Source organism: Paeniglutamicibacter gangotriensis Lz1y (assembly GCF_000348945.1).
Lineage (GTDB): Bacteria > Actinomycetota > Actinomycetes > Actinomycetales > Micrococcaceae > Paeniglutamicibacter > Paeniglutamicibacter gangotriensis.
On record NZ_AOCK01000009.1, the window covers coordinates 14,581 to 38,970 of the forward strand.

A 24,390-nucleotide genomic window follows, 5' to 3' on the forward strand; every position below is an offset into this window, starting at 1 on the left:
GAGAACCACCTTGCCTCACGACGGGAATCCGTCTTCGCACCCGGCCACCCGGCGCGCCGTACTGTCTTTGGCTGCAGTACTGGCCGGAGGGGTGGCGCTTTCCCCCTGGCACTCCCCCACTTCCACCGACGTTCCGGCACCGGGCACCCACAAGTCAGCACCCAGTGGGACCCCTCCGGCCGGACCACCGCCATTCGGCAACCGCGATCCACTCCTGACCAAGACGTTGAAAAAGGCCGGGAACACCCGCGGCGCAATCGCCCGCTTCGAGGGGGCCTTCCCCGCGCTGAACACCAAGACAGTGGTGTCGCTGCCGGGACTGTACAAGGCCAAGAACCCCTGGCTTGCCGTCTCCATCGTCGGACCGGTCAACCAATTGCAGATCATCAACCCTGAAGCCGGAACACCCGAACACGTGGTCAGCATCCCCGACAGCCACAACGGCGGGCTCGAATCGCTGATCTGGGACCAGGGAAGCACCACCCTGTATTTGACCACCGGCCCCACCCTGCTGGCCTGGAACCCGGCAAACCCCAAGACCGTGAGACGGATCGGCAAGGTCCCCGGTGCCACCACCTTGTATGAACTGCAATTGGATTCGGCCGGAAACATCTGGGGCGGCACCTACCCGAACGGCTCCACCTTCACCTACACCGTGGCGACACAAAAAATCCGCGCCCACTCCCGGCTGGCGCCGGATACCGACTACGTCAGGCGGCTGGCCATCGGCCCCGACGACACCGTCTGGGCCGGAACCGGCTCGCTGAACCCTCGGCTGTTCTCCTTCCCGGCCTCCGACCCAGGCCGGCGCACCGAAATCCAGCTACCCGATCCGATGCCCAACGGTTTCATCTCCTCCATCAGGGTGCAGGGCAACCGTGTGGTGGTCACCGCCAGCGATATCACCGAGCAACTGCTGCTCGATCCACGCACCAAGAAGTGGGTCGGCTCCTTGGACCGGGTCTGGGCCTCCAGGAACACCTCGGGGCCGGCCGCCGACGGCGGGCGTTTCTACAGCGTCACCGATGGCCGGCTCCACGCCACCGGCACAGACACCTGGCAGGACACCATGCTCGGACCAATCGGCATCAGCGCCCCGCTGGAGCTACGGGCCGATGCCACAGGGGTGCTCGTGATCGGTGAAATCCCCACCGGCCTACGCCTGGAACACTTCAGCTTCCCCAGCGGCACCGTCGAATCCGTGCACACCCTCGCGCTGACCGCCGGCGAATACAAGATCCAATCACTGCTGGGCCACTCCGATGGCAACATCTATGTCGGCGGCTACATGGGCCAGGGACTGGCCAGCGTCAACCCCGACACCGGGGCCCGCTGGCACTCCCCGCACGAGGAAAAGCTGATCAACCAGATCGAGGCCATGATCGAGTTCGATGCCGAACACAGCTACCTCGGTTCCTACGGATCGGCCGACATCATCGGGCTCGAAAGCGCGAAGAAGGACAGCGCAAAGGGCTACACCCGGCTCGAGCGCCTGAGCCGCGAATACCACCAGTCCCGACCCTTCGGCTGGGCCGCCAACACAAAAAACGTGTTCTTGGGCACGGTGCCGGACTACGGACGTGCCGGTGGCGTGCTGGGCATGATCGACCCGCAGGCCAACAAGATCGATTGGGTGCTCGATGGCGGGGGTAGCGGATTCGTCAAAGCGCACTCGATCATCGGTCTGGCCGCCGACGAACGTTTTGTCTATGGGACCACCTCGGTGCGCAACGGCTACGGAATCCCTGACACTCAGGGCCCGGGCAAGGTCTTCAAGCTGGATATCAAGACGAGGAAAAAGGTCTGGGAGACCGCGCCGGTCTCCGACGCCGGAGCGCTCTACGCGCCCAAGCTCATTGCCGGGTGGCTGGTGGTGGCGGACATCGAGGGCATCAACGTGATCGACACCGCCACCGGCAAGCTCGCGGCACGTCATCGGCTGACCCAGGCCAACAACGCTGCGAGCCGTCCGGGCTGGGCCAACGCCGACATCGCCCAGGTGGGCGACGGATCCAAGGTGGTGCACAGCGCCGCAGGAACCACGACCGTCGTGGATTTCCGCGCCGGCACCCGCTCGATCATCGGCACCCCCGAGACCAAGGACCGCTTCGGGTCCCGGCTTGCCGCCACCCCCTCGGGAAGGGTCTTTGGCTACACCGACAAGACGGTGTTGGTCGAACTCGACCTACTCCCCCGCCCGCCCCGGCCCCGGGCCACCGGCCGGGCCTCGAAAACCTCTCCGTCACCCGCACCAACCTCCAGCAGCTAGCTCGGCACTCCCCCGCGGAGCTCCCCGGCTGACACGAGGCCATACTACAAGCGGTAGAATAGCCACATGACTTCTCGCAAGACCTGGATCGCTTATCTGGCGATCGATGCCCTTCTCGTCATCATCTTTGCCTGGAGCGGACGAGGCTCACACCAAGAATCACTCACGGTCCTCGGCGTATTGCAGACCGCGGCGCCGTTCCTGCTGGCGCTGGGCGTGTTGACGCTCATCTCGCGTCCATGGGTCACCCACTCGCGGATCTGGCCCACGGGCCTCTTGGTCTGGATGGGGACCGTGGCACTGGGTCTGGCGCTGCGGGTGCTCTTCGGCGCCACGGCGGAGGTGCCGTTCATCATCGTGGCCAGCATCGTGCTGGGGGTCTTCTTGGTCGGTCGCCGCATCGCCACCACTGTGATTGCACGCCGCGGCGTGCGCAGCACCGCATCCTGAACTAGGCTCAACGCAACGTTCCGGGAACCATTACCCACAACCATCTGGAGGTATCAACGTGGTCACTGCATTCGTGATGATCCAAACCGCATCTGACAGCATTCCCGAGTGCGCCGAAAAGATTTCGGACATCGAAGGCATCTCCGAGGTCTACTCGGTGGCCGGGGACTGGGACCTGATTGCTATCGCACGGGTCCGGGAACACGAGGACTTGGCCGAAGTCATCGCCAACAAACTCTCCAAGGTCCCGGGAATCACCGGGACCCAGACCCATATTGCCTTCCGTGCATATTCCAGCCACGATCTGGACGCGGCGTTCTCGCTCGGTCTGGAATAAATCTCCGCACTGGATGAGCGCCCCGCGGCGGGTGTGTGAGGTGAGCTGACATTAGTTTCGGCTCACTTCACACACCCGCCTTATGTTGTTAAGCGATTAAGACGTGGCGCGAGGCGATTGCGTCCGGAGCCTTTCCACCGACCAACAGATCATCGGGCGGCGGCCAAAAAATCCTTTATGTGACGTTGATTGTTACGCGCCACTGCCCCAAATCACTACCGTGCGCAGCTGAGGCGTGCAGCGCCGACAACAACCAACCGATGCCCCCCAAGACCCCATGAGGCCGGCCTGCGACCTACTGAGCCGCAAAGCGGACCTCTGGTCACATTCGGTGTGCGAGGCCCGCAAAACAGCACTGGCGCCCCAACAGCACCCTTGAGGGTGGTCGGCGCGCCAGTGCTAGTGCACGAATCGATGGTGGGCGACTAGCTCGTGGCTGCGATCCAGGTGTCCAGCACCCGACGTGCGGAGCCCGAGTCGATGGAATCCGCGGCCCTGAGGACGGCCTTCGCCAGACGGTCCTGCAAGGAACCGACCCCCTCGACGTCGAAAGCAACCAGACCCGCCGCCGCGTTGAGCAGCACTGCGTCACGCACCGGCCCCTGGGCACCGTCGAACACATCCCGCACCACCTGGGCGTTGTAGGCTGCGTCGCCTCCGCGCAGATCTTCTATCGTGACCCGCGGCATCCCGATGTCCTGGGCGTCGAACACAGACTCGTGCACTTCCCCGTCACGGACTTCCCAGACCCGGTTTCCCGCGGTGGTCGTCAGCTCGTCCAAGCCATCGTCGCCACGGAACACCAGTGCGCGCACGCCGCGGGCGGCAAGCACCCCGGCCATCAGCGGCGCCATGCGAAGATCCGCGCAGCCGATCGCCGAGGCCGTAGGTTCCGAGGGGTTAGTCAGCGGACCCATGAAGTTGAACGCGGTGGGCACACCCAACTCGCGGCGCGGCACCGCGGCGTTGCGCATCGACGGGTGGAAGAGATTGGCGAAGCAGAATGTGATGTTGGCGGCATCCAACACGTCGTGGAGGCGGTCGACTGGCACATCGAGCCTGACTCCTAGCGCCTCAAGCACATCGGCAGAACCCGACGAGGAGGACGAGGCCCGGTTGCCGTGCTTGACGATCCGTGCGCCCGCTCCGGCACAGACCATCGATGCCATGGTCGAGATGTTAACGGTGTTCTGTCTGTCACCTCCGGTACCCACGATGTCCAGATGCTCACCCTCCACCTCCAGGGGGACGGCGTTGGCGATCATCGCCTCCACCAAGCCGGTGAGCTCGTCCACGGTTTCGCCCTTGGAACGGAGCGCGACAAGGAAACCGGCCACTTGCGTATCGGTGGCGTTACCGGTCATCACCTCGCCCATGGCCCAGTACGCTTGGTCCCTTTCGAGATCGCTGCCGGCGATCAAGGCAGAGAGGATTGTTGGCCATGTGGGGAACTTTTGCTTCGTTCGAATCGTTGACACGCCACAAGGTTATCTACGAAACGTAGAAAATCTAAAATGTTAATACCGCGTGTTTCCGCGGCTGTAGGCCCGAACCGGTGAACTTTCCCGCCACGCGGGCCCTAATGCATTGGTGTCAGAGGCACTTTTATAGACATAATGGCTCTGTGACAACTGCGACTCATGCCCTCAATGCCCCGGCGCAAGCTGCGCCGAACCGTCCCAACATGGTGTCGGTAGGAACTGTCGTCTGGCTTGCCAGCGAGCTGATGTTCTTTGCCGCGCTATTTGCCATGTACTTCACACTCCGTGCTGCATCGCCGGAGATGTGGGCGACCGAAACCGCGAAACTCAACGTTCCGTTCGCACTTATCAACACGATCATCTTGGTCTCGAGCTCATTCTCCTGCCAGTTGGGCGTCTTCCGTGCCGAGGATCTTAAGCCTCGTCGTACCGGCGGACTGTTCAACTTGAAGGAATGGGGAATGGTGGAATGGTTCGTCCTGACCGTCATCCTCGGTTCCATTTTTGTTTCCGTGCAGGCCTACGAGTACACCGAACTGGTTGCTCACGGCATTGCAATGAACTCCAACGCCTACGGCTCTGTCTTCTACATGACCACCGGCTTCCACGGCTTGCACGTGGCTGGCGGCCTCATTGCCTTCATGTTGATCATCGGACGTGCACTTATTGCACGTAAGTTTGGTCACTTCGAGGCAACCGGTGCGATCGTTGTGTCTTACTACTGGCACTTCGTCGACGTTGTGTGGATCGCCTTGTTCGCGATCATCTACTTCCTGAAGTAGGCAAACTATTTTGTTGCCTACTTCAGGCAACTCCCGTTCTAAGAAATAAGTGAGGAACCAGCAAGTGAAGGCTCTTTCGCAAAGGCGCCGCCATCCACTCGCCGCCGTCGCACTGCTGTTGATGGGCCTGCTCATCACCGGAGGCCTGTATATGGCAGCCGGCAGCGTCAACGAGGCCAAGGCGGCCACTGGATATAGCGCAAGTGACATCGAACAAGGCGAAAAGCTGTTCGTCGCGAACTGTGCTACCTGCCACGGCTTGAACGCAGAAGGAACGGCAGACGGTCCTTCGCTGATTGGCGTGGGCGCCGCTGCCGTCGACTTCCAGGTTGGCACCGGCCGTATGCCGATGCAGATGCAGGGCCCCCAGGCCCAGGCCAAGCCCGTACAGTTCGACGATGACCAGATCTCCCAGCTTTCCGCTTTCGTGGCGAGCCTGGGTGCCGGTCCGGCCATCCCGTCAGACGACGTACTCGATACGTCTCAGGGCAACTCCGCCGCAGGCGGTACGGTATTCCGCGTGAACTGCGCAATGTGTCACAACGCCGCCGCTGCCGGCGGCGCACTTACGCGCGGCAAGTTCGCCCCGGCTTTGGCCGGCGTATCGGAGAAGCACATCTACGAGGCCATGATCACCGGTCCGCAGAACATGCCCGTCTTCAACGAATCGAATATCAGCCCCGACGAGAAGCGTGACGTGATCACCTTCCTGAAGGAAATTGAATCCCAGGGTTCACCGGGCGGCGCCAAGCTTGGCTCGCTGGGTCCGGTCGCTGAAGGTCTCTTCATCTGGACCGCTGGTTTGGGTATCATCATCGGCTTCACCATCTGGCTCACCTCGCGTCCCTCCTAGGTCGCCGGCGGCCAACGCCGCCACATCACTACGTACTAATGAATCTTGAGAAAAGGATGAGAGACAACATGGGCGACCATAGTCACGGCAGTCCGGACGACTCGGGCACCGTTGCTAAGGCTGGCACGGGAACCCTGGATAAATTCCAGGACCCGGGCCTTCCGCCGCATCGGAAGCGCTTGGCAGATACCGACCCGCGTGCAGAGAAGCGAGCAGAGCGTCAGGTAGCGCTGCTGTTTATCATCTCCATCATCGGAACGCTGTCGTTCTTTATTGCTTACTTCGTTCTGGGACGTCCGGATAACCTTTCGGATATCCGTGTTCAGAACGCGATGCTCGGCCTTGGCACCACATTTGCCATGCTTGGCATCGGTATCGGCATCGTTCACTGGGCAAAGACCCTGATGCCGGACCACGAAATTTCGGAGATGCGCCACCCGATCCGCCCCGAGGCAGATCGACTGGACGCCGTGGAAATCATTGACCAGGTGATCGAAGAGACTGGCATCAAGCGCCGTCCGCTCATTCGCAACACCCTGATCGGTGCCATTGCCTTGGCCCCTATCCCGGCCATCTTCATGTTCCGCGACCTCGACCGCACCGGCAAGACCGCTGGTGAAATGGTTGAGCAGTTCCGCCACACCATGTGGGACAAGGATGTTCGCCTCACCCGCGATCCTTCCGGAACCCCCATCAAGGCTTCGGATGTGCAGATCGGTTCGGTCTTCCACGTCATCCCCGAGGGTCTTGACGAGGCGGAGAACGTCTTGAACGAAAAGGCCAAGGCCGTCGTGCTGTTGATGCGCCTTGATCCCAAGAAGATGGATATCTCCGAGGGACGCGAGGACTGGCACTACGAAGGCATTGTTGCCTACTCGAAGATCTGCACCCACGTCGGTTGCCCCGTTGCTCTGTACGAGCAGCAGACGCACCACCTGCTGTGCCCTTGCCACCAGTCCACCTTCGACCTCACGCAGGAATGCAAGGTAATCTTCGGCCCAGCCGGACGCGCCTTGCCGCAGCTGCCCATCAAGGTTGATGCCGACGGCTTCCTGGTCGCACAGAGCGACTTCCACGAGCCCGTTGGTCCGAGTTACTGGGAGCGTGGCTAATCCATGAGCACCACTACTGAGTACACTCCTAAGACGACCACCGGTCGCATTGCGAACTTCGTCGACTCTCGTGTCGGCGGATCGGCAATGGTCAAGGAATTCGGTCGCAAGATCTTCCCCGACCACTGGTCGTTCATGTTCGGCGAGGTGGCACTTTACACCTTTGTCCTGCTGCTGATCTCCGGAACGTTCCTGACGTTCTTCTTCGATCCGACGATGACTCACGTCGTCTACGACGGTTCGTACAACCCGCTTAAGGGCATCGGCATGTCCGCCGCCTATTCATCGACGTTGGATATCTCCTTCGATGTGCGTGGCGGAATGTTCATGCGCCAGGTTCACCACTGGTCGGCAATCCTCTTCGTTGCAGCCGTTTCGGTGCACATGCTCCGCGTGTTCTTCACCGGTGCATTCCGCAAGCCGCGCGAACTGAACTGGGTTGTTGGTGGCGTTCTGCTCATCCTCGCGATGGCTGCAGGCTTCACCGGCTACTCCCTCCCCGATGATCTGCTCTCCGGTAACGGTCTGCGCATCATTGACGGTGTGGTCAAGGCCATCCCGGTGGTCGGCTCCTACATCTCGTTGTTCCTCTTCGGTGGGGAATTCCCGGGAACCGCCGTCATCGGTCGCCTCTACGCGCTGCACATCATGATCGTTCCTGCCATCATCCTGTTAATGGTTGGTATCCACCTGTTCATGGTTGTCGTGCACAAGCACACCCAGTACCCTGGCCCGGGTCGCACCAACGACAACGTTGTTGGCTTCCCGGTCGGTCCGGTCTACGCAGCGAAGGCCGGTGGATTCTTCTTCATCGTCTTCGGCATCGTCGCGGCGATCTCCGGATTGCTGACGATCAACCCCGTCTGGAACTACGGGCCCTATGACCCCTCACCGGTGTCTGCAGGTACCCAGCCGGACTGGTATATCGGATTCGTTGACGGCGCCTTGCGCCTGATGCCTGGTATGTTCGGTAACTTCTCGTTCGAGTGGCTCATCCCCTTCCCGTGGGGAACCAACACCTTGAGCCTCAACGTGCTGTTCCCGGCGCTGGTTCCGGCCGGCATCATGTTCATGATCATGTTCACCTGGCCATGGATCGAAAGCTGGATCACCAAGGACAAGCGCGAACACCACCTGTTGGACCGCCCGCGCAACGCCCCGTTCCGTACGGGCATGGGTGTTGCAGGGGTTATCTCCTACTGCGTGATGTGGGCTGCCGCTTCCTCGGACTTGATCGCAACGCACTTCCTGGTCTCGCTGAACGACGTCACGTACTGGTTGCGTGTGCTGTTCATCCTCGGCCCGATCCTCGGCTTCATCGTGGCCCGCCGCATCGCTCTGGCGTTGCAGCGCAAGGACCGCGAGATCGTGCTGCACGGTCGCGAAACTGGCATCATCGAGATGGCTCCCGAGGGTGCCTTCGCAGAGCGCCACGAGGACCTGGACGCCTACAAGTTGCACCAGCTGGTCAACTACGAGGACCGCAAGGTCATCCCCGCGCAGCCGAACGCCGCTGGCCACATCAGCCGCAGCGAGAAGAACCGCGGCGCACTGTCGAAGTTCTTCTTCGAGGACCGCGTCGCTCCGGTGACGCCGTCCGAGTTGGCAGCACTGAAGGCAGAGCACGGACATGGTCCGGCAGAAGTTGAAGGCTCCTCCTCGGATTCCATCGAGAAGTAGCACCTGCCGGGATTGATTCCCAAATCGCTGGGGCCCACCATTTGGTGGGCCCCAGCGGTGTTTAACAACCGTTTGGTCTTCTTCCCGCGTTCCAGTTCCGCGCACTCCCCCGAACGCCGATGCAGACCCGACGCGCGACTGCTCCCCCACCGATGCGCCGTTTCGCCGCGGCCCGGGATGAGTGTGGCAGCGACCTGGAACCGTACTATTTTGGCCAACGCGCCACTGAAAATGTTCAGCACCGTCAACGATCAGGTCAATGGGATCTGTGCCGTGGTGGCCGCGGGCACGATCGTCGCTTCTGACACCTCCTCGCCCGCGGACCGGATCGTCGGTATCTTCAGGCGGCTCGGCTACAAGTCTTAACTCGCCCCAAGGACCTGAGCCCCGCGCTTGTGGCGCACAACTGTCCCAGCCGCGGATGCGAGCCTCTCAGCGCTCTACGCCGTTCAGCGGATCGGAGTCGTGCAATCCGCCGCCGAGCTCGCCTGGCTGCTGCATGCAGCAGCATCCGCCCTGACGATGCCGGCGCTCGGCAGAAACTTCATCATCGCTGCGCTGGCTGCGCCTACGAGCCGGATGCGCCACCAGCGCAAGGACTGCTCGGCGTGGCCAGGGGAAGCCTGCTGCTCGCCGCCGGGGTGGCCAGCCTCGCGATCGATGACGGCTCGGCGGTCCTGTTTGTGGGGCCACCCGGCCCCACCGCCTGACTCATGGGGATGCTTGCAACCGGCGTACGGCTCATGAGCGCCCGAACAGACGACCGTTCTGACAACGCATCGACCGACGACGAGGAGAAATAGTGGGGCCCGACATCAAGGCATCCGCAATCGCCGCAATGCTTGGATCGTTCGCCGGAGATGCGACCGTTAAAGCGCGCGTGCCCTCCGGGTCAACCCGTCAACAGCGAAGCCGTTCCTGTCGACCGGGAAGTGCCAACAGCTGCTCACCAGCTGGCAGGTCACGCCCGAGGGAAGGTCGTGATCAACGTCAAGGCGTTGCCCTACTCCCCCAATGGGCAGGCATGCCGAGCACACTACTTCGTGTTATCACTCCGGGACACCCTTCGGGCCAGCATGGTCCCAAACGCCACCCAAGAGCTCTAGGACAGTCCGGCGCTAGCGAATGGTCGTGTAGCGCGGGCTACGGCTTCCCTGCCGCTCCAGGGGCACAAAGAGCTTGTAGCGGTCCGAGCGGTACAGCGAGACCGAATAGTCGACCAGTCCCTCCCCCACAAACGCGTAGCGGGTGATGCGCAGCAGCGGAAAGCCGACGTCTACTTGCAGCAGCCCGGCATGCTCGTTGGTGGCCGCGGTGCTCTCGATTTGGTCCTCCCCCCATTCCAGGATCAAGTTGTAGCGTTCGTGCAGCGACTGGTAGAGGGAAGTTGGCGGCGGGTCGTTCAGGAAGCCGGGCACCAGCTTGCTGGGCATGAAGTTCTCATCCAGGCTCATCGGTTTGCCGTCGGCCAACAGCAGGCGGCTAAAGCGGATCACCGCTGCGCCCTCGTCGATTTCCATGTGCCGCGAGAGGGAACTGGAGGCCGGGACCTCGTCGAAGCGAAGCACCCGGGCATCGGGGACCATGCCGCGCCTGACCATTTCCTCGCTATAGGAGTTCAAGCGAACCTGCAGATCCACCTTCGGGTGGGCGACGAACGTACCGACACCCACGACGCGTTTGAGGACTTGTTCCTCCACGAGGGAATCGATGGCCTGGCGCAGGGTCTTGCGCGCGACGTGGAAGCCTTGCGCCAATTCGCGTTCGGGCGGAAGCCTGTAGCCCGGTTCGCAGACGCTCCGGGCGTGGGCGCGCAGGATCTCCCGGATCTGCCGGTACTTGCCCAGCGGCGAATCGGGATCAAGGGTGCCGTTGACCTTGGGCTGCGGGGCGTAGGGGTTCACATGTTCTCCGTGGGATGGCGACCGCGGGTCGGTGGCTCGTCCCTACCCATTATCGCGCATCGGGCACCTCGGGGGTTAAACGAGAGAAGCGGTGTCCGGTCCCCCGAGGGGGAACAGACACCGCTTCAGTCGATGTTATGGCTTTGGCGCCAGACCCGGATTAGTGGGCGTGGTTGCCACGGCTGAATTCGTAGACCCAGCCGACCAGTGCGATAACCGTCAGGCCCGCACCGATGTAGAGGACCCAGAACCCAACGGCCAAGCCGAGGAAGCCGACTGCGGCGCCGGTGCTCAGGATCAACGGCCACCAGCTCCACGGGGCGAAGAGGCCAACGGCCCCAGCGTTCTCGTGGATTTCGCCGTCAACGCGGTCCTCGGGACGAGGTCCTACCCGACGCGAGGTGTGCAGCAGGTACCAACCGACCATGAGGGTCATGGCAGCAAGCATGAACAAGGCGAGCATGCCGACCGGTTCTTCCCAATTGGTCATGTACCCGTAGACAATGGCGGTCGGCGTGAAGAAGAACAAGCCGCCCAGAAAGATCCAAGATTCAACTTTCATCTCTACTTATCCTTCTGGTCTGCCGGGCCGAAGATCTTGGCCGCCGGGGTATCCGGGGTCAAGCGCGAGCTCAACTCCGGGTGGTGGAGGTCAAGCGCCGGACGCTCGGAGCGAATACGCGGGATGGAGTGGAAGTTGTGGCGCGGCGGCGGGCAAGAAGTTGCCCATTCCAGCGATGCCCCAAAGCCCCACGGATCATCCACGGTAACCAACTTCGCGTGGCGGTGCGTGACCCAAACGTTCCAGAAGAACGGGATCATCGACATGCCCAGGATGAAGGCGAACACGGTGGAGAACTGGTTCATGGTGGTGAACCCGTCTTCGGGCATGTAGTCCGCGTAACGACGCGGCATACCGATGACGCCCAGCCAGTGCTGGATCAGGAACGTGCCGTGGAAGCCGACGAACAGCATCCAGAAGTGGATCTTACCCAGACGCTCGTTGAGCATCTTGCCGGTCCACTTCGGCCACCAGAAGTAGAAGCCTGCGAACATCGCGAAGACAACGGTTCCGAAGACCACGTAGTGGAAGTGTGCCACCACGAAGTAGGTGTCCGAGACGTGGAAGTCTAGCGGCGGGGCCGCCAAGATGACGCCGGTCAGTCCGCCGAAGAGGAAGGTCACCATGAAACCGATGCTCCAGAGCATCGGGGTTTCAAAGGTGATCGATCCGCGCCAGAGGGTACCGATCCAGTTGAAGAACTTCACACCCGTGGGTACGGCGATCAGCATCGTCATGAAGCCGAAGAACGGCAGCATGACCTGGCCGGTGGCGTACATGTGGTGTGCCCACACCGAGACGGAGAGTGCCGCAATGGAGATGGTCGCGAAGACCAGACCCTTGTAGCCGAAGATCGGCTTGCGGGAGAACACCGGGAAGATCTCCGAGACGATGCCGAAGAACGGCAGCGCAATGATGTAGACCTCTGGGTGTCCGAAGAACCAGAACAGGTGCTGCCACAACATCGGCCCACCGGCATCGACGTCAAAGACGTGCGCCCCAAACCGCCGGTCCGCGCCCAAGGCAAACAGAGCAGCTGCCAGCGGCGGGAAGGCCATCAGGATGAGGATCGCGGTGATCAGCGTATTCCAGCTGAAGATCGACATGCGCCACATGGTCATTCCAGGTGCTCGCAGGCAGATGATCGTGGTGATGAAGTTGACGGCGCCAAGGATGGTGCCGAAGCCCGACAGTGCCAGACCGAAGACCCAGAGGTCTCCACCCACGCCGGGGCTGAAGGTCGTGTTGGACAGCGGTGCATAGGCGAACCAGCCGAAGGAGGCTGCACCCTGAGGGGTGAGGTAGCCTGCCAACGCGATGGTCGAGCCGAAGGAGAAGAACCAGAAGGCCAGGGCGTTCAGACGCGGGAAGGCCACATCCGGGGCACCGATCTGCAACGGCATCATGACGTTGGCGAAGCCTGCAAAGAGAGGGGTCGCGAACATCAACAGCATGATGGTGCCATGCATGGTGAACAGCTGGTTGTACTGCTCCTTGGTCTGCAGAATCTGCATACCGGGTTCAAACAGCTCGGCACGGATGACCAGAGCCATCACACCGCCGATGCAGAAGAAAATGAACGACGAGATCAGGTACATGTACCCGATCGTCTTATGGTCCGTGGAGGTGATCCAGTTGACGACGATGCGTCCCTTGGATACCGGAACCACCCGCGGAGCGAGGGTCTTAGCCTCGTCAGTTGCGTATTCGTAGGTAGTCACGACGGATTACTTTCCTTCCGTGGTGTGGGCCGAAAGCTGATTGACCTCGCCCGGCTTGCGGTCATATTCCTCGCCGACGTGACCATCCTTCAGGGTGGCCAGGTGGTTCAGGAATTCACCTTCGGAGACTACCTTCACGTTGAAGAGCATCTCCGAGTGGTATTCACCGCAGAGCTCCGCGCACTTACCGTCGAATTGTCCTTCGACTTCAGGCGTGAGGTACATGTAGTTGGTCCGGCCCGGAATCATGTCCAGCTTCTGCAGGAATGCCGGGACCCAGAACGAGTGGACGACGTCGCGGCTATTCAGCTCGAGCGTGACGGTCTTGCCCACGGGCAGGACCAAAGTCGGAAGCTCGGCCTTACGGCCTTCCTCACCGGTCAGGTGTGCCTGCACGGTAGCGTCGTACTTTTCCTGGTCCTGGTACGTGTAGTTGTAGTCCCATGCCCACTGCTTGGCACGGATATCAACCACGAGCTCGGAGTCCACGGGTGTGTTGATGGCCTTCTCGGTGGAGTCAGAGAACGTGAAGAACGTCAGGACCATTACGAGGGGCACAGCCGTGTAAAAAATTTCGATAGGCAAGTTGTAGCTGAGCTGGCGCGGGTAGCCAGTGTCAGTCTTGCGACGGCGGTAGGCGATGATGCACCAGAGCATCAAGCCCCACGTCAAGATACCGACCAAAAGTACGGTAATCCACGTGTTGACCCAGAGATCCTGGATCATACCGGTGTGGTTGGTGGTGTCACGTTCGACGTTTGGGAGCCAACCTCGCTGGACTTCCGCTGAACATCCCGTCAACAACAACGCACCGGAGCCGGCGATAGCCATGACTTTGGCTATGCCTTTCCGGCGGCTGCTGGTTCGGTCTTGCGAACTCACAGACGGCCCTTCCTCTTTGTTGGTGCTGAGATGAGTCTTCGACTCCCAGCGGCCGGACTCAATATGAATCAACGCTGATGAGGTCGAAGAAAACCATAGTTTTACTACTTATCGTAGAGCTTACCCTCTCGGGCATGCCAATGCGGACCAAAACACCGCCCGGGAACGAAGATGTCTCAACGTTTGGGCGGTGTATTTGGTTCCGGCTTAGTGGAAGGAATCTCCACAGGCACAAGATCCACCGGCTGCGGGATTATCGATGGTGAAACCCTGCTTGGAAATTGTGTCCTCAAAATCGATCGAGGCACCGTCCAGGTAGGGAACGCTCATCTTGTCGACCACAACTTCAACGCCTTCGTAGTCCTTCACTGCGTCGCCTTCCAGCAGACGCTCGTCGAAGTAGAGCTGGTAAATCAGGCCCGAGCATCCCCCTGGCTGAACGGCGACGCGCAACCGTAGATCGGTGCGGCCTTCCTGTTCAAGCAGTGAACGGACCTTGTCTGCTGCGACATCGGAGAGCTGGACCTCGTGGCTCGGAAGCTCGGTCGGGTCAGCGGTGGTTTCATCGGCTGCAGTTGTCATGCGTGATCCTCCATATACTGCTCACTTGGGCTACGCCTCAAGCGTGGCCCCTCATTGTCCAATGGTACGGCGTTTGCGCACTTACTGTCGCGATCCCGCCCCCAGAGCTTAAAGCCCGTGGCTGTTCAAGCGTGCCAAGAGCAAGGCCTCGGCCAAAATTGCGTGACGGAAATCCCCCAGGTGCAGCGACTCATTGGCCGAGTGCGCCCGCGAATCCGGGTCCTCCACTCCGGTCACCAGGATTTGTGCTTCCGGGAATACGTCGAGCAGGTCCGAGATGAAGGGGATGGAACCGCCGATGCCGGTTTCGACCGCTGGCACGCCCCAGGCCTCTCCCAGCGCCCAGAGGCTGGCCTGCGCTGCAGGTGCCGAGGTATCGGTGGCAAAGGACTGCCCCGCTTCTTCGGCCTCAAAGCTCACCCGCGCACCACCCAGGTCTTGGGCCATGATGTGCGCGCGCACTGCTTCGGTGGCGGCATCCGGATCCTGCCCCGGGGCCACGCGAAGACTCAGCTTGAAACGGGTCATCGGAAGCAAGGTATTCGAGGACACCGCAACCGAGGGGATGTCCATGCCGATGATCGAAAGCGCCGGCTTGTTCCACAGCCGGTCCGCGAGGTTCCCTGACCCGGCCAGCGTCACCGATTCCAACACCGAGGAATCGGCCCGGAAGGATTCTTCCGGGTAGTCGACCACCGCATGGTCGTTGGAGACCAAACCCTCGATGGCCACATTGCCCTGTGCATCGTGGAAGGTGGAGATCAACCGTGCCGCCACGGTCGGTGCGTCGAGCACCGGTCCGCCGAACATGCCCGAGTGCACCGCATGGTCCAGCGTGCGGACCTCGACCACTCCCCCGACCATGCCGCGCAGCGAAGTGGTCAGCGCCGGGACCCCGACCTTCCAGTTCGAGGAGTCGGCCACCACGATCACATCGGCTTCCAGCCGGTCGCGGTGGGTTTCGAGGAATTGGCGGAAGCTCGGCGAGCCGGCCTCCTCTTCACCCTCAAGGAAGAAGGTGACGCCCAGGCCGAAGTCCTCCACCGAATCCAGGACCGCGCGCAGGGCGGCAATATGCACCATGATCCCTGCCTTGTCATCGGCGGCCCCTCGTCCGTACAGGCGACCATCGATTTCTGTGGCCGTGAAGGGCGAGGTGTTCCATAGCTCCTCATCGCCCGGGGGCTGAACGTCGTGGTGGGCATAAAGCAGAATGGTGGGCTTGGAGTCGCGGGCCGGGCGGTTGGCCACGATGGCCGGTCCACCCATGGCTCCCGAAGCGGTGGGAACCCGCAGGATCTCAACCTGCTCCATGCCCGCATCGCGGACCAGCTGGGCCACGGCCTCGGCACTGCGGTCCAGCTGGTCCGGGTCGAAGGAATCCCAGGCGATGCCCGGGATGGCCACCAGCTGGCTCAATTCGGTCACGATACGGTCAAAATCCGTGTCGACGTGGTTGCTCAACGAGGCGCGATCCACGCCAAAGGACGCCGGGTCGGCGGTATTCTTGGTAGTCATACGAGAAAGCCTACAACTGCACCATCGGTGTCTTCGATGCGCACGGCGCGCCGTGCGCACGCTAGACTGAAATGGTGTTTGGACGCAAGAAGGATCAGGCGGCTTCCGTAGACGCCCCCACAGAAGAGACCACAAAGCCCGTAGGCAAAAATGCCCCGACCCCGAAGCGCAGCGTGCAGCAGGCGCAGAACCAGCGACCCCTGGTTCCAACGGACCGCAAGCTCGCGCGTGCGGCCCAGCGCAATTCACGCCTTGAAGCGCAGAACCGCATGCGCCTCGCCAACGAGACCGGTGACGAGCGCTTCATGGCGGCCCGCGACCAGGGACCGCAGAAGCGCTTCGCCCGCGACTACGTCGACCGCCGATTCATGGTCGGCGAGTACCTGATGTTCGCGGTGTTCGCATTCCTCATCATCACCCTGAGCTTGACGAAGTACCCACAGGTTTCGGCCTACATCACCTTCGCACTCTGGTTCCTGGTGGTAGCGGTCGTTATCGATTCCTTCTTCATGACCCGCGGTCTGAAGAAGGGCCTGGTGGCCCGCTACGACGCAGTAGACCGCGGCGTCGTCTGGTACGCGGTGATGCGCGGCATGCAGTTCCGCAAGCTGCGCCTGCCCAAGCCTCAGGTCCGCCGCGGAGAAGAACCGCGCCTCTAACCTACGCACCAGCGTTCATGAAACCACACCAAGGCGTGTGGCCTCCGGAGCCAGGAATTATTGTCCTGCACCGGAAGCCACACGCCTTTCTCATGCCCGTTGGTAGCCAAGAAGTAGGCGTTGACAGTTCTCACAAATTCGCCGTCTCAGGCCAGCGGCGACAGCACCGTCACAAGGATCAGTGACACTTCGACAGGTTTCGGTCGTGGCACCTCCCGAGGAACAATACGGCTTTGACCGGCATGGCACACGAGCATAAAGAATGCTTGGTACATGGGAACGATCCTGGCGATGTTCCTATCCGGCTTGCCATCGCCCGATCAACCGATGACGTGCCATACGGGCCCGTCACCGCACGCTGCTCCGAGCATGGCACCACCAGCAAGACGTTCTCCGCGGTCCGGGCCGGTACGCGTAGGAAGCACCAGGCCGCTGCCCCGAACTCCCGCTTGTGGCGCTCGAAGGCCTCGCCCAAGATACTCGCCAAGGAACTCAAGCAAGAGGCGGCGAACCTCCCGGCCGCCCTGGAATGCTCCTGATTGGGCCACCGAGCTATCAGCGTGCACGACAAGTAAGTGTCCGCTGAAGATGCCGTCCTCATCCGTGGTCTCATTGGCATATATCTTTCGCGAAAAGAACATGCCACGTCTCCAACCACCGAAGAAGGCCCCCCGGGGCCGCATACCGCGGGTTCGTGTGCCCATCCCCGTACGTGAGTGCGTGATCCTCCAGCTCCTGGATGTGCATTCCCGCTTCGTTCTGGTCATCTACTTGGGGTGGCCCTGGTGTTCGTCAAGACGGACACCGCCTCCCTCGGGTAGTGCAAAGGATCCTGACCGACCACGGCATGGTGCTAAGTGAACCGTCACCTCTCGATGTCCCCAAGTAACTGACCAGCATCGCGTGAACCCTCTGCCATGTACACGCTCTGCCCACTTCGCGTGCAGATTTGGACAAGACATCGCCCCGTTGACAGTAATTTATCGACGGGCTAGTGTCCTATCCCATGATGAACCCCACTTTATTCGCATCCCACCGCCGCAGGCGTGGACGTGCAATTAGAGTCGAGGCTTCGGTCATCTTTCGCAATCTGAGGAAGTCTTTCCCCTCGTTCCCCACTCTGGGATATGCGAATGACTCATGGACAGCAGCTGCAATCGGATGGTGGGGCGGCGAGCCCTAAAGACCGCTAGATTCCCCTTCGGAGTCACGTCAGGTCTGCAGAGCTAGTTACTTGTTCGCCACCACGCACATTTTTTGAACGACTCCTTCAGGCTACTTTTTAGCGCCCTTTGCGATAACGGGTGTCCCCCGCGCCAGCGCTCTGGCAACCAATTCTTAGGCAAGCGGCTTGTCCGCTATGGCTGTGGCTATAGCGCAACGTTTGGACAGAAGCAGGAAGCATGGGGCCTTCGTCCCCGTGGCTTTTAGCGCTGGTCGGATCCACTAATCGCGCCGCCGTGGCAATACCAGCTTTTCCGTATGCTGCGAAAGATCAGATACACCGCATTTGGCGTCGCCCGCAACGGGCGACAGCAATTTCATGCGCACCTTCACAGATAGGAATTCTCATGGCTCAGAAACGACCGAATATCGTAGTCATCCAAGCCGACCAGATGGCAGCCCAAGCTCTGGGCGCCTACGGTGATAAGGCAGCTAAAACCCCGAACATCGACGCCCTGGCAGAAGATGGTGCGGTGTTCGAGCGGGCCTACTGCAACACCCCGTTATGTGCGCCGTCTCGGGCCTCAATGATGGCGGGAATGATGCCCTCCGAGATCGATTGCTATGACAACGGCGATGACTTTGCGGCCTCCGCGCCGACCTTTGCGCATCGCCTGCGAGCAGTCGGCTATCACACCACTTTAATCGGCCGAATGCACTTCATCGGCCCCGATCAACAGCACGGGTTCGAGGAACGTTTAACGACAGATGTCTATCCGGCAGATCTTGATATGGTGCCGGACTGGACCCGGTCGCTAGACCAGCGGATGCAGTGGTACCACGATGCTGATGCGGTCTTCAACGCCGGGGTTTCGAAGGCGACGGTGCAACAAGATTTCGACGATGAAGTCGGTTTTCGTGCGCTCCGCCACCTGAATGACCGGGTCAGGGCAAACCAGGCCGCCGGAGAGGACCTCCCCTTTCTCATGGTGGCTTCATTCATCCACCCGCACGACCCGTATGAACCGCCGCGCGAGCACTGGGATCGTTTCGAAGGAGAATCGATCCCGGACCCCAAGAACCCTTCAGTGCCTCACGCTGACCATGATCCGCATACCCATCGACTACGGGCGATGAGCGGGTTCGACACGCGCGACCCAAGCATCGACAAGGTTCGTAGGGCCCGTCGCGCGTATTACGCGGCAGTCAGCTACATTGATGACCACATTGGTCGGATCCACGGGCGGCTCAAGGATCTGGGGTTGGCCGACAACACGGTAATCATCGTTACCAGTGACCACGGAGACATGCTCGGCGAGAAGGGCCTGTGGTTCAAGATGTCACCCTACGAGCAATCGTCCCGCGTGCCGCTGATCATGCATGGCGCGGAGAAACTGGTACCCAGGGGACGATTCGCGAACCCGGTGTGTCTCCTTGACCTCATGCCGACGCTGGTCGAGCTTTCCGGCGCACCGGAGGCAAGGACAACCGGCCTGTCGTTACTGGAATCCATCCGCCGTGAGCTCTCGGGCGATGTCGCCCCCGAGGCGCGCGACATCGTGATCGAGTATCTGGCGGAAGGTACGTACCGTCCGCAGATAACTTTCGTCCGCGGCCGGTTCAAATTCGTCGTGTGCCCCGGGGACCCGGATCAACTCTTCGATCTGGCCGAGGACCCGGACGAATTGCGGAATCGGGCAGCGGATCCGCAGTATGCGGATGTGATCGCACAGTTGCACAAGGGCGTCGAAGCCCGCTACGACCTTGACGCCCTCGAATCCGGAGTCCTGGCAAGTCAGTCCAATCGGCAGCTGGTTGCCCAGGCCCTGCAACAGGGAAGGGCACACCACTGGGACTTCGAACCCAGGCCCGAGCAACGCTACGTCCGCGGTGACTTCTGGAATTCTCTGGCCTATGGGACGATTTCCGATCCGTCCGTATGAACCAAAGGGCCTACAGCGTCATCCCCCGTTCATCGTCACCCGCCGGTTCCATTGATTGCACCGGGCTTGCGGAAGTCTCACCGAATCGTGCGTTGACGTCGCGCAGGAATGATCCTGCGCATCGCCCTCGCGACCTTCGCAAGATCAGAACAGCAACCGGAACCCCTGTCCGCTCGGTTAATACAAGGTCTTAGCGGTCGGCGGGGATCTGGTCCTAGAAGGCATCTCAGGTGTTATTTGAGCCTAAAAGGAGAAAGGATGAGTCTTCGGCAGAGCACCAATCAACTGTTGCACAGCGATGCCACCCTCAAGGAGCACCTCATCATGGCCCAGATCAGCCCGCGTGAGTATTCGCGCGATGGCAGCATAGCTAGGTCCACTTCTTCGAAAGAAGAACTGTGAGACCGCTTGACACCGGTCAAGGATTGACCAGGGTCCCGGACGCCTTCGCATCCGGGACCCGCGATGTCTTGCGGTGCTACGCCTTGGACAGCGAACGGCCCTGAGCGAGCGCCTTGGCCAGGGCCTTGTTGATGCCCCTAACCCATGCCGGACCCTCATACAGGAACGCTGTGTAACCCTGGACTAGGTCTGCGCCGGCGCTTAGGCGTTCGATGACGTCTTCTCCGGTGCTCACTCCGCCCACGGAAATGATGGCCATCCCGGCCGGGACCTTTGCGCGCAGGATCTTCAGCACCGCCAACGAACGGGCCTTGAGCGGGGCTCCGCTCAGCCCACCGGCACCGATCTCGGCGACCTTGAACGCGTCGGAGGTCAGCGGCTGGCGTTCAATGGTGGTGTTGGTGGCGATGATGCCATCGAGACCCAACTCGGTGGCCAGGGTGGCAACGTCCGCGATATCCGCGTCGTCCAGATCTGGGGCAATCTTCACCAGCAGCGGCACATGGCGTCCGGCCACCCGGTCGGCTTCGACACCGACGGCGGTCAGCAGGGGGCGCAGGGTTTCAATACCCTGGAGCAGGCGGAGGCCCGGGGTATTGGGCGATGACACGTTGACCACCAGGTAGTCGGCATGTACGGCCAGTTCCCGGGTGGAGACCAGGTAGTCCTCGTTCGCTTGTTCCAGCTCCACGGTTTTGGTCTTGCCGATGTTCACTCCGATCACCGGACGGTGCGAGCCGAAGCGGGTGGCCAGGGCCAGGCGTGCGGCGCGGATGCGCGGTGCTACGGCGCGTGCTCCGTCGTTGTTGAACCCCATCCGGTTGATCACCGCTTTGTCCTCCACGAGGCGAAAGAGCCGAGGCTTTTCATTGCCCGGCTGCGCGGCACCGGTGATGGTACCGACCTCCACGTGACCGAACCCGAGGTCGGCCAGGGCCAGGATGCCCGCCCCCTCCTTGTCGAACCCGGCGGCCAGACCGAACGGGGAAGGGAAATCGATGCCCATCACGGTGCGGCGCAGCGAGGCATCGGGGAGACACAGCTTCCGGGCGATCACCGACACCCCGACCTTCTCCGCGATCCGCAGGGCGTCAAAGGAAAAGTGGTGGGCCTTCTCCGGATCCATCTTCTGGAAAAGCAACCGGAAAATCGTGGGGTATATGCGCATGGATCCTAGTCTTCCCCGTGGGTGCCGTTCGAAACAACTTGGCGTTCGTTATGCTCAACATATGTCGCATGTCCCCTCCCCCGATTCCACCCGTCCTCCCACGCCGGAGTCGGATCCCAGCACCGACTGGCCCGACTTTTCCCCGAGCACCGACCCGGGGGCCTGGGAGTCGGACATCCTCGGTGAGGGGTTCGACTACACGACCCTGCCACTGGGTCGGGATGCCGAGGGCGAACTGTGCGCGACGCTGGTGCGCTATCGCCGGGCAGCGGATGCCACGGGCCCACAAACGTCGACGCTCACGCGGGCGCTGTCCCGGTTTGGCACCGCGCTACGGGGACTTTTTCCCGGCGGCCACGCAGCGGCCGCCCCAAGAAGCGGCGCACCGGCCGAGCCCCGCCGATTTGTGCTGGCCCTACACGGGTGGAGCGACTACTTCTACAACACCGAGCAGGCCAAACACTGGGAAGCGCGCGGCTACGCGTTTTACGCGCTAGATCTACGCCGCTACGGGCGCAGCCTACGCGCCTACCACCTGGACCCGGGATACACCTCCGCATTGGATGAGTACGATGCTGATCTGGAAGCGGCCTTAGCGATGATCCGTACCCTGGAAGGTGAGGATGCCATTGGGGTGTGCGTGGCCCACTCCACCGGCGGGTTGATTGCCAGCCTGTGGGTCAACCGGAACCCCACGGCCTTCGCCGCGCTGGTGCTGAATAGTCCCTGGCTGGAGATGCAGGGCAGCTACCTGGTCCGGTATGCAGCATCCGGTGTGGTCGATCCCATTGCCCGGTTGCGGCCGCGGGCGAAGCTGCATTTGCCCGAAAGCGACAACTATTGGCGCACGCTCTCCCGACTCTCGCATGGTTCCTGGGACCTGCATCGGCACTGGAGGCCGCCGCTTTCATTCCCCGTGACCGCCGGTTGGATCGCCGCGGTGATGGCCGGGCACCGGGAGGTGTCCAAAGGCCTGGATATTCGGATCCCGGTGTTGGTGATGACCTCCAAGACCTCGCATCTGGGTACCAGCTTCGACGAATCGATGCTGCACAACGACAGTGTGCTGGAGGTCAATGTGGTGCGCGAGCGTTCCCTGAAGTTGGGTCGCGAGGTCACCAACGTGATGTTGGACGGCGCCATGCACGATGTGTTTTCCTCATTGCCCGACCCGCGGGCGGCCGCCTACGCGGCGATGGACCGTTGGGGCTCGGGCTATCTGCGGTCCACCGCGGAGCGCAGCGTATAGCCGGGCTCTAGGAATTATGCCTGGGCGCCTGTGGAGTGTGCCGGTTTGTCCACCGCTCCACCGTAGCGCCTGTCGCGGCTGGCGTATTCGCGCACCGCGGCCCACAGCGTGGTGCGATCGACGTCGGGCCACAATTCATCGATGAACACCATCTCCGCGTAGGCGGACTGCCAGAGCAGGAAATTGGAGGTGCGCTGCTCGCCGCTGGTGCGCAGGAACAAATCCACGTCCGGCATCTCGGGCTCGTCCAGGTGCTTGGCAACGGTCTTCTCGGTGACCTGTGAGGGCTTCAGTTTTCCTGCGGCGACCTGTTCGGCGATGGCCTTCACCGCGTCTGCGATCTCCGCCCGTCCCCCATAGTTCACGCACATGGTCAGCTGGCAGCTCTGGTTGGCCTTGGTGAGTTCCTCGGCTGCCTTGAGCTCGTTGACCACCGAACGCCAGAGCCGCGGTTCGCGGCCGGCCCAGCGGATGCGCACACCCCAACTGCTCAGGGTGTCACGCTGGCGACGCAGCACGTCGCGGGAGAACCCCATCAGGAAACGGACCTCCTCGGGGCTGCGCTTCCAGTTCTCGGTGGAGAAAGCGTAGACGGACACATATTTGATACCCATCTGCACGGCACCGGCCATCACGTCGAGCAGTGCCGCTTCCCCGGCCCGGTGACCCTCGGTGCGGGCCAGGCCGCGCGCGTTGGCCCAGCGCCCGTTGCCGTCCATCACGATCGCCACATGCTGCGGGATCAGCTCGGGCTGAATGTAGGGCATCGGGCTCTGCCCTGGCCGTGCGGCCGGGACGATACGTCCGGGCTTGCCGGTGATCTTGAGGGCTTTGCTCATTGTCTCTCCACGAGTTTGAGGGATTTCACTGCGCGTTCTAGGTGCCATTGCAGGTAGTTGGTGGTGATCGTTGCGGCCTGGGCGCGGGCGGCGGGCTCCGCGGCGTCGATGATGGCCCAGTCGCCGGTCAGCAGCGCGGCGAGCAGCGCCATGGTTTCGGGGGCCGGGGAGCTAGACCCGGACGGACGGCAGTCGTGGCAGACGGCCCCGCCCAGTGGGATGTTCACTGCCCCGTGCGGACCCACCTCACCGCAGCGCACGCAGTGGGTGAAGCTCGGCGCCCAGCCGGCCGAAGCCAAGGCGCGCAGCAGATAGGAGTCCAGCACCGTGCCGGGTTCGTGTCCACCGCGGGCCAGGGTGGCCAGTGCTCCGTGCAGCAACCGGTATTGGGGGGCAATGGAATCGGCGTCGGCGTCGGTGAGTCGTTCGGCGGTTTCCAGCATGGCCGCCCCGGCGGTGTAGGCGGGGTAGTCAGCGACCAGTGCCTGCCCGTAGGGGTGGCGCAGTTGGGCTTGAATGATGGTGTGTAGCGAGCGCCCGGCGACGATCTGCGCGTCGACCTCCATGAAGGGTTCAAGGGTGGCGCCCAGCTTGGAGCTGGTACGCCGCACGCCCTTGGCCACCGCACGCACTACCCCGAACTCGGGGCTCAGCAGCGTGATGATCCGATCGGCTTCCCCGAGCTTGTGGGTGCGCAGGACAATGCCGCGGGTGCGGTAGCTCTTGGCTGCGAAGGATGATCGTGACACGTCCATGATTATCCCAGACAAAGCCGGCCCCCGAGTGCATCACCACCTGTTGGTGTGGCACCCGGGGGCCGGATCGTTAGGTGA

The 24,390-nt window shown here is 61.9% G+C and carries 23 protein-coding genes; 13 read left to right on the forward strand and 10 right to left on the reverse strand.

The features are described 5' to 3' along the window. The first annotated feature begins 10 nt into the window (after positions 1-10). The 3 genes from ADIAG_RS14220 (at position 11) to ADIAG_RS14230 (ending at position 3,056) form a co-directional block, all read left to right on the forward strand. The gene (locus ADIAG_RS14220) at positions 11-2,269 is read left to right on the forward strand and encodes a PQQ-binding-like beta-propeller repeat protein (RefSeq protein WP_007272091.1); all 2,259 of its coding nucleotides are present in this window, start codon (positions 11-13) and stop codon (positions 2,267-2,269) included. Positions 2,270-2,335: 66 nt separating this feature from the next. Then, complete coding sequence (locus tag ADIAG_RS14225; protein ID WP_007272092.1) at positions 2,336-2,719, forward strand: DUF3054 domain-containing protein; 384 nt, start codon at positions 2,336-2,338, stop codon at positions 2,717-2,719. 58 nt (positions 2,720-2,777) lie between these two features. Beyond that, a complete protein-coding gene (locus tag ADIAG_RS14230; protein ID WP_007272093.1) occupies positions 2,778-3,056 on the forward strand; it encodes an Lrp/AsnC family transcriptional regulator in 279 nt (92 codons plus the stop codon). A gap of 425 nt (positions 3,057-3,481) precedes the next feature. Here the strand turns inward: ADIAG_RS14230 and trpD are convergent, their stop codons facing one another. Next, positions 3,482-4,534: an anthranilate phosphoribosyltransferase gene (gene trpD / locus ADIAG_RS14235; RefSeq protein WP_043475203.1), complete on the reverse strand. Its 1,053-nt coding sequence runs from the start codon at positions 4,532-4,534 to the stop codon at positions 3,482-3,484. A gap of 146 nt (positions 4,535-4,680) precedes the next feature. On the opposite strand from trpD, the gene ctaE reads away from it, so the two are divergent. From ctaE to ADIAG_RS21645, 5 genes are all read left to right on the forward strand, one after another. Then, entirely contained in the window at positions 4,681-5,319 is a 639-nt protein-coding gene (gene ctaE, locus ADIAG_RS14240) for an aa3-type cytochrome oxidase subunit III (RefSeq protein ID WP_083874154.1), read from the forward strand. A gap of 64 nt (positions 5,320-5,383) precedes the next feature. Continuing rightward, the gene (qcrC, locus tag ADIAG_RS14245) at positions 5,384-6,172 is read left to right on the forward strand and encodes a cytochrome bc1 complex diheme cytochrome c subunit (protein WP_007272096.1); all 789 of its coding nucleotides are present in this window, start codon (positions 5,384-5,386) and stop codon (positions 6,170-6,172) included. A 68-nt stretch (positions 6,173-6,240) separates the two neighbouring features. Next, positions 6,241-7,284 carry a cytochrome bc1 complex Rieske iron-sulfur subunit gene (qcrA, locus tag ADIAG_RS14250; RefSeq protein WP_007272097.1) on the forward strand — a complete coding sequence of 348 codons (1,044 nt, stop codon included), beginning with the start codon at positions 6,241-6,243 and terminating at the stop codon, positions 7,282-7,284. 3 nt (positions 7,285-7,287) lie between these two features. Then, the gene (gene qcrB, locus ADIAG_RS14255) at positions 7,288-8,964 is read left to right on the forward strand and encodes a cytochrome bc1 complex cytochrome b subunit (RefSeq protein WP_007272098.1); all 1,677 of its coding nucleotides are present in this window, start codon (positions 7,288-7,290) and stop codon (positions 8,962-8,964) included. A 183-nt stretch (positions 8,965-9,147) separates the two neighbouring features. Further along, positions 9,148-9,330 (forward strand): hypothetical protein, encoded by a 183-nt coding sequence (locus ADIAG_RS21645; RefSeq protein WP_161623962.1) that lies wholly within the window; start codon positions 9,148-9,150, stop codon positions 9,328-9,330. A 752-nt stretch (positions 9,331-10,082) separates the two neighbouring features. Here ADIAG_RS21645 and ADIAG_RS14260 read toward each other — a convergent pair. The 6 genes from ADIAG_RS14260 to ADIAG_RS14285 all read right to left on the reverse strand — a co-directional run bounded on the left by ADIAG_RS14260 (position 10,083) and on the right by ADIAG_RS14285 (position 16,133). Further along, on the reverse strand, positions 10,083-10,868 hold the full coding sequence (locus ADIAG_RS14260) for a GntR family transcriptional regulator (protein WP_007272100.1): 786 nt from the start codon (positions 10,866-10,868) through the stop codon (positions 10,083-10,085). Between the two features lie 160 nt (positions 10,869-11,028). Then, positions 11,029-11,430, reverse strand: coding sequence for a cytochrome c oxidase subunit 4 (locus ADIAG_RS14265; RefSeq protein WP_007272101.1), 402 nt, complete (start codon positions 11,428-11,430; stop codon positions 11,029-11,031). 2 nt (positions 11,431-11,432) lie between these two features. Next, positions 11,433-13,151: an aa3-type cytochrome oxidase subunit I gene (ctaD, locus tag ADIAG_RS14270; RefSeq protein ID WP_007272102.1), complete on the reverse strand. Its 1,719-nt coding sequence runs from the start codon at positions 13,149-13,151 to the stop codon at positions 11,433-11,435. A 6-nt stretch (positions 13,152-13,157) separates the two neighbouring features. Beyond that, complete coding sequence (gene ctaC, locus ADIAG_RS14275) at positions 13,158-14,033, reverse strand: aa3-type cytochrome oxidase subunit II (RefSeq protein ID WP_043475205.1); 876 nt, start codon at positions 14,031-14,033, stop codon at positions 13,158-13,160. Positions 14,034-14,240: 207 nt separating this feature from the next. Continuing rightward, positions 14,241-14,615 carry a HesB/IscA family protein gene (locus ADIAG_RS14280; RefSeq protein ID WP_007272104.1) on the reverse strand — a complete coding sequence of 125 codons (375 nt, stop codon included), beginning with the start codon at positions 14,613-14,615 and terminating at the stop codon, positions 14,241-14,243. 108 nt (positions 14,616-14,723) lie between these two features. Continuing rightward, positions 14,724-16,133, reverse strand: coding sequence for a dipeptidase (locus ADIAG_RS14285; RefSeq protein WP_007272105.1), 1,410 nt, complete (start codon positions 16,131-16,133; stop codon positions 14,724-14,726). Positions 16,134-16,204: 71 nt separating this feature from the next. On the opposite strand from ADIAG_RS14285, the gene ADIAG_RS14290 reads away from it, so the two are divergent. From ADIAG_RS14290 to ADIAG_RS21650, 4 genes are all read left to right on the forward strand, one after another. Beyond that, entirely contained in the window at positions 16,205-16,792 is a 588-nt protein-coding gene (locus ADIAG_RS14290) for a DUF3043 domain-containing protein (protein ID WP_007272106.1), read from the forward strand. Positions 16,793-17,124: 332 nt separating this feature from the next. Next, positions 17,125-17,331, forward strand: coding sequence for a hypothetical protein (locus tag ADIAG_RS20385; protein ID WP_152426176.1), 207 nt, complete (start codon positions 17,125-17,127; stop codon positions 17,329-17,331). 1,032 nt (positions 17,332-18,363) lie between these two features. Then, a complete protein-coding gene (betC, locus tag ADIAG_RS14300) occupies positions 18,364-19,899 on the forward strand; it encodes a choline-sulfatase (RefSeq protein WP_007272108.1) in 1,536 nt (511 codons plus the stop codon). Positions 19,900-20,157: 258 nt separating this feature from the next. Next, positions 20,158-20,301, forward strand: a complete 144-nt coding sequence (locus tag ADIAG_RS21650) for a hypothetical protein (RefSeq protein WP_007272109.1) — start codon at positions 20,158-20,160, stop codon at positions 20,299-20,301. Between the two features lie 76 nt (positions 20,302-20,377). On the opposite strand, the gene ADIAG_RS14305 is transcribed toward ADIAG_RS21650, so the two are convergent. Continuing rightward, on the reverse strand, positions 20,378-21,469 hold the full coding sequence (locus ADIAG_RS14305) for a quinone-dependent dihydroorotate dehydrogenase (protein WP_007272110.1): 1,092 nt from the start codon (positions 21,467-21,469) through the stop codon (positions 20,378-20,380). A gap of 61 nt (positions 21,470-21,530) precedes the next feature. On the opposite strand from ADIAG_RS14305, the gene ADIAG_RS14310 reads away from it, so the two are divergent. Beyond that, positions 21,531-22,718, forward strand: coding sequence for an alpha/beta hydrolase (locus tag ADIAG_RS14310; RefSeq protein WP_007272111.1), 1,188 nt, complete (start codon positions 21,531-21,533; stop codon positions 22,716-22,718). Between the two features lie 14 nt (positions 22,719-22,732). On the opposite strand, the gene ADIAG_RS14315 is transcribed toward ADIAG_RS14310, so the two are convergent. Further along, positions 22,733-23,557 carry an isoprenyl transferase gene (locus tag ADIAG_RS14315; RefSeq protein ID WP_007272112.1) on the reverse strand — a complete coding sequence of 275 codons (825 nt, stop codon included), beginning with the start codon at positions 23,555-23,557 and terminating at the stop codon, positions 22,733-22,735. Further along, on the reverse strand, positions 23,554-24,306 hold the full coding sequence (gene recO, locus ADIAG_RS14320) for a DNA repair protein RecO (protein WP_043475252.1): 753 nt from the start codon (positions 24,304-24,306) through the stop codon (positions 23,554-23,556). The genes ADIAG_RS14315 and recO overlap by 4 nt, the downstream gene beginning before the upstream one ends. Between the last annotated feature and the right edge of the window lie 84 nt (positions 24,307-24,390).

Coding starts and splice junctions, on each gene's coding strand:
- ADIAG_RS14280 (WP_007272104.1), bottom strand. CDS start 14,615: ATGACAACTGCAGCCGATGAAACCACCGCTGACCCGACCGAGCTTCCG.
- ADIAG_RS14290 (WP_007272106.1), top strand. CDS start 16,205: ATGGTGTTTGGACGCAAGAAGGATCAGGCGGCTTCCGTAGACGCCCCC.
- ADIAG_RS14225 (WP_007272092.1), top strand. CDS start 2,336: ATGACTTCTCGCAAGACCTGGATCGCTTATCTGGCGATCGATGCCCTT.
- ADIAG_RS14265 (WP_007272101.1), bottom strand. CDS start 11,430: ATGAAAGTTGAATCTTGGATCTTTCTGGGCGGCTTGTTCTTCTTCACG.
- ADIAG_RS14305 (WP_007272110.1), bottom strand. CDS start 21,469: ATGCGCATATACCCCACGATTTTCCGGTTGCTTTTCCAGAAGATGGAT.
- ADIAG_RS14315 (WP_007272112.1), bottom strand. CDS start 23,557: ATGAGCAAAGCCCTCAAGATCACCGGCAAGCCCGGACGTATCGTCCCG.
- ADIAG_RS14285 (WP_007272105.1), bottom strand. CDS start 16,133: ATGACTACCAAGAATACCGCCGACCCGGCGTCCTTTGGCGTGGATCGC.
- qcrB (WP_007272098.1), top strand. CDS start 7,288: ATGAGCACCACTACTGAGTACACTCCTAAGACGACCACCGGTCGCATT.
- ADIAG_RS21650 (WP_007272109.1), top strand. CDS start 20,158: ATGAGTCTTCGGCAGAGCACCAATCAACTGTTGCACAGCGATGCCACC.
- ADIAG_RS14310 (WP_007272111.1), top strand. CDS start 21,531: ATGTCGCATGTCCCCTCCCCCGATTCCACCCGTCCTCCCACGCCGGAG.
- betC (WP_007272108.1), top strand. CDS start 18,364: ATGGCTCAGAAACGACCGAATATCGTAGTCATCCAAGCCGACCAGATG.
- qcrA (WP_007272097.1), top strand. CDS start 6,241: ATGGGCGACCATAGTCACGGCAGTCCGGACGACTCGGGCACCGTTGCT.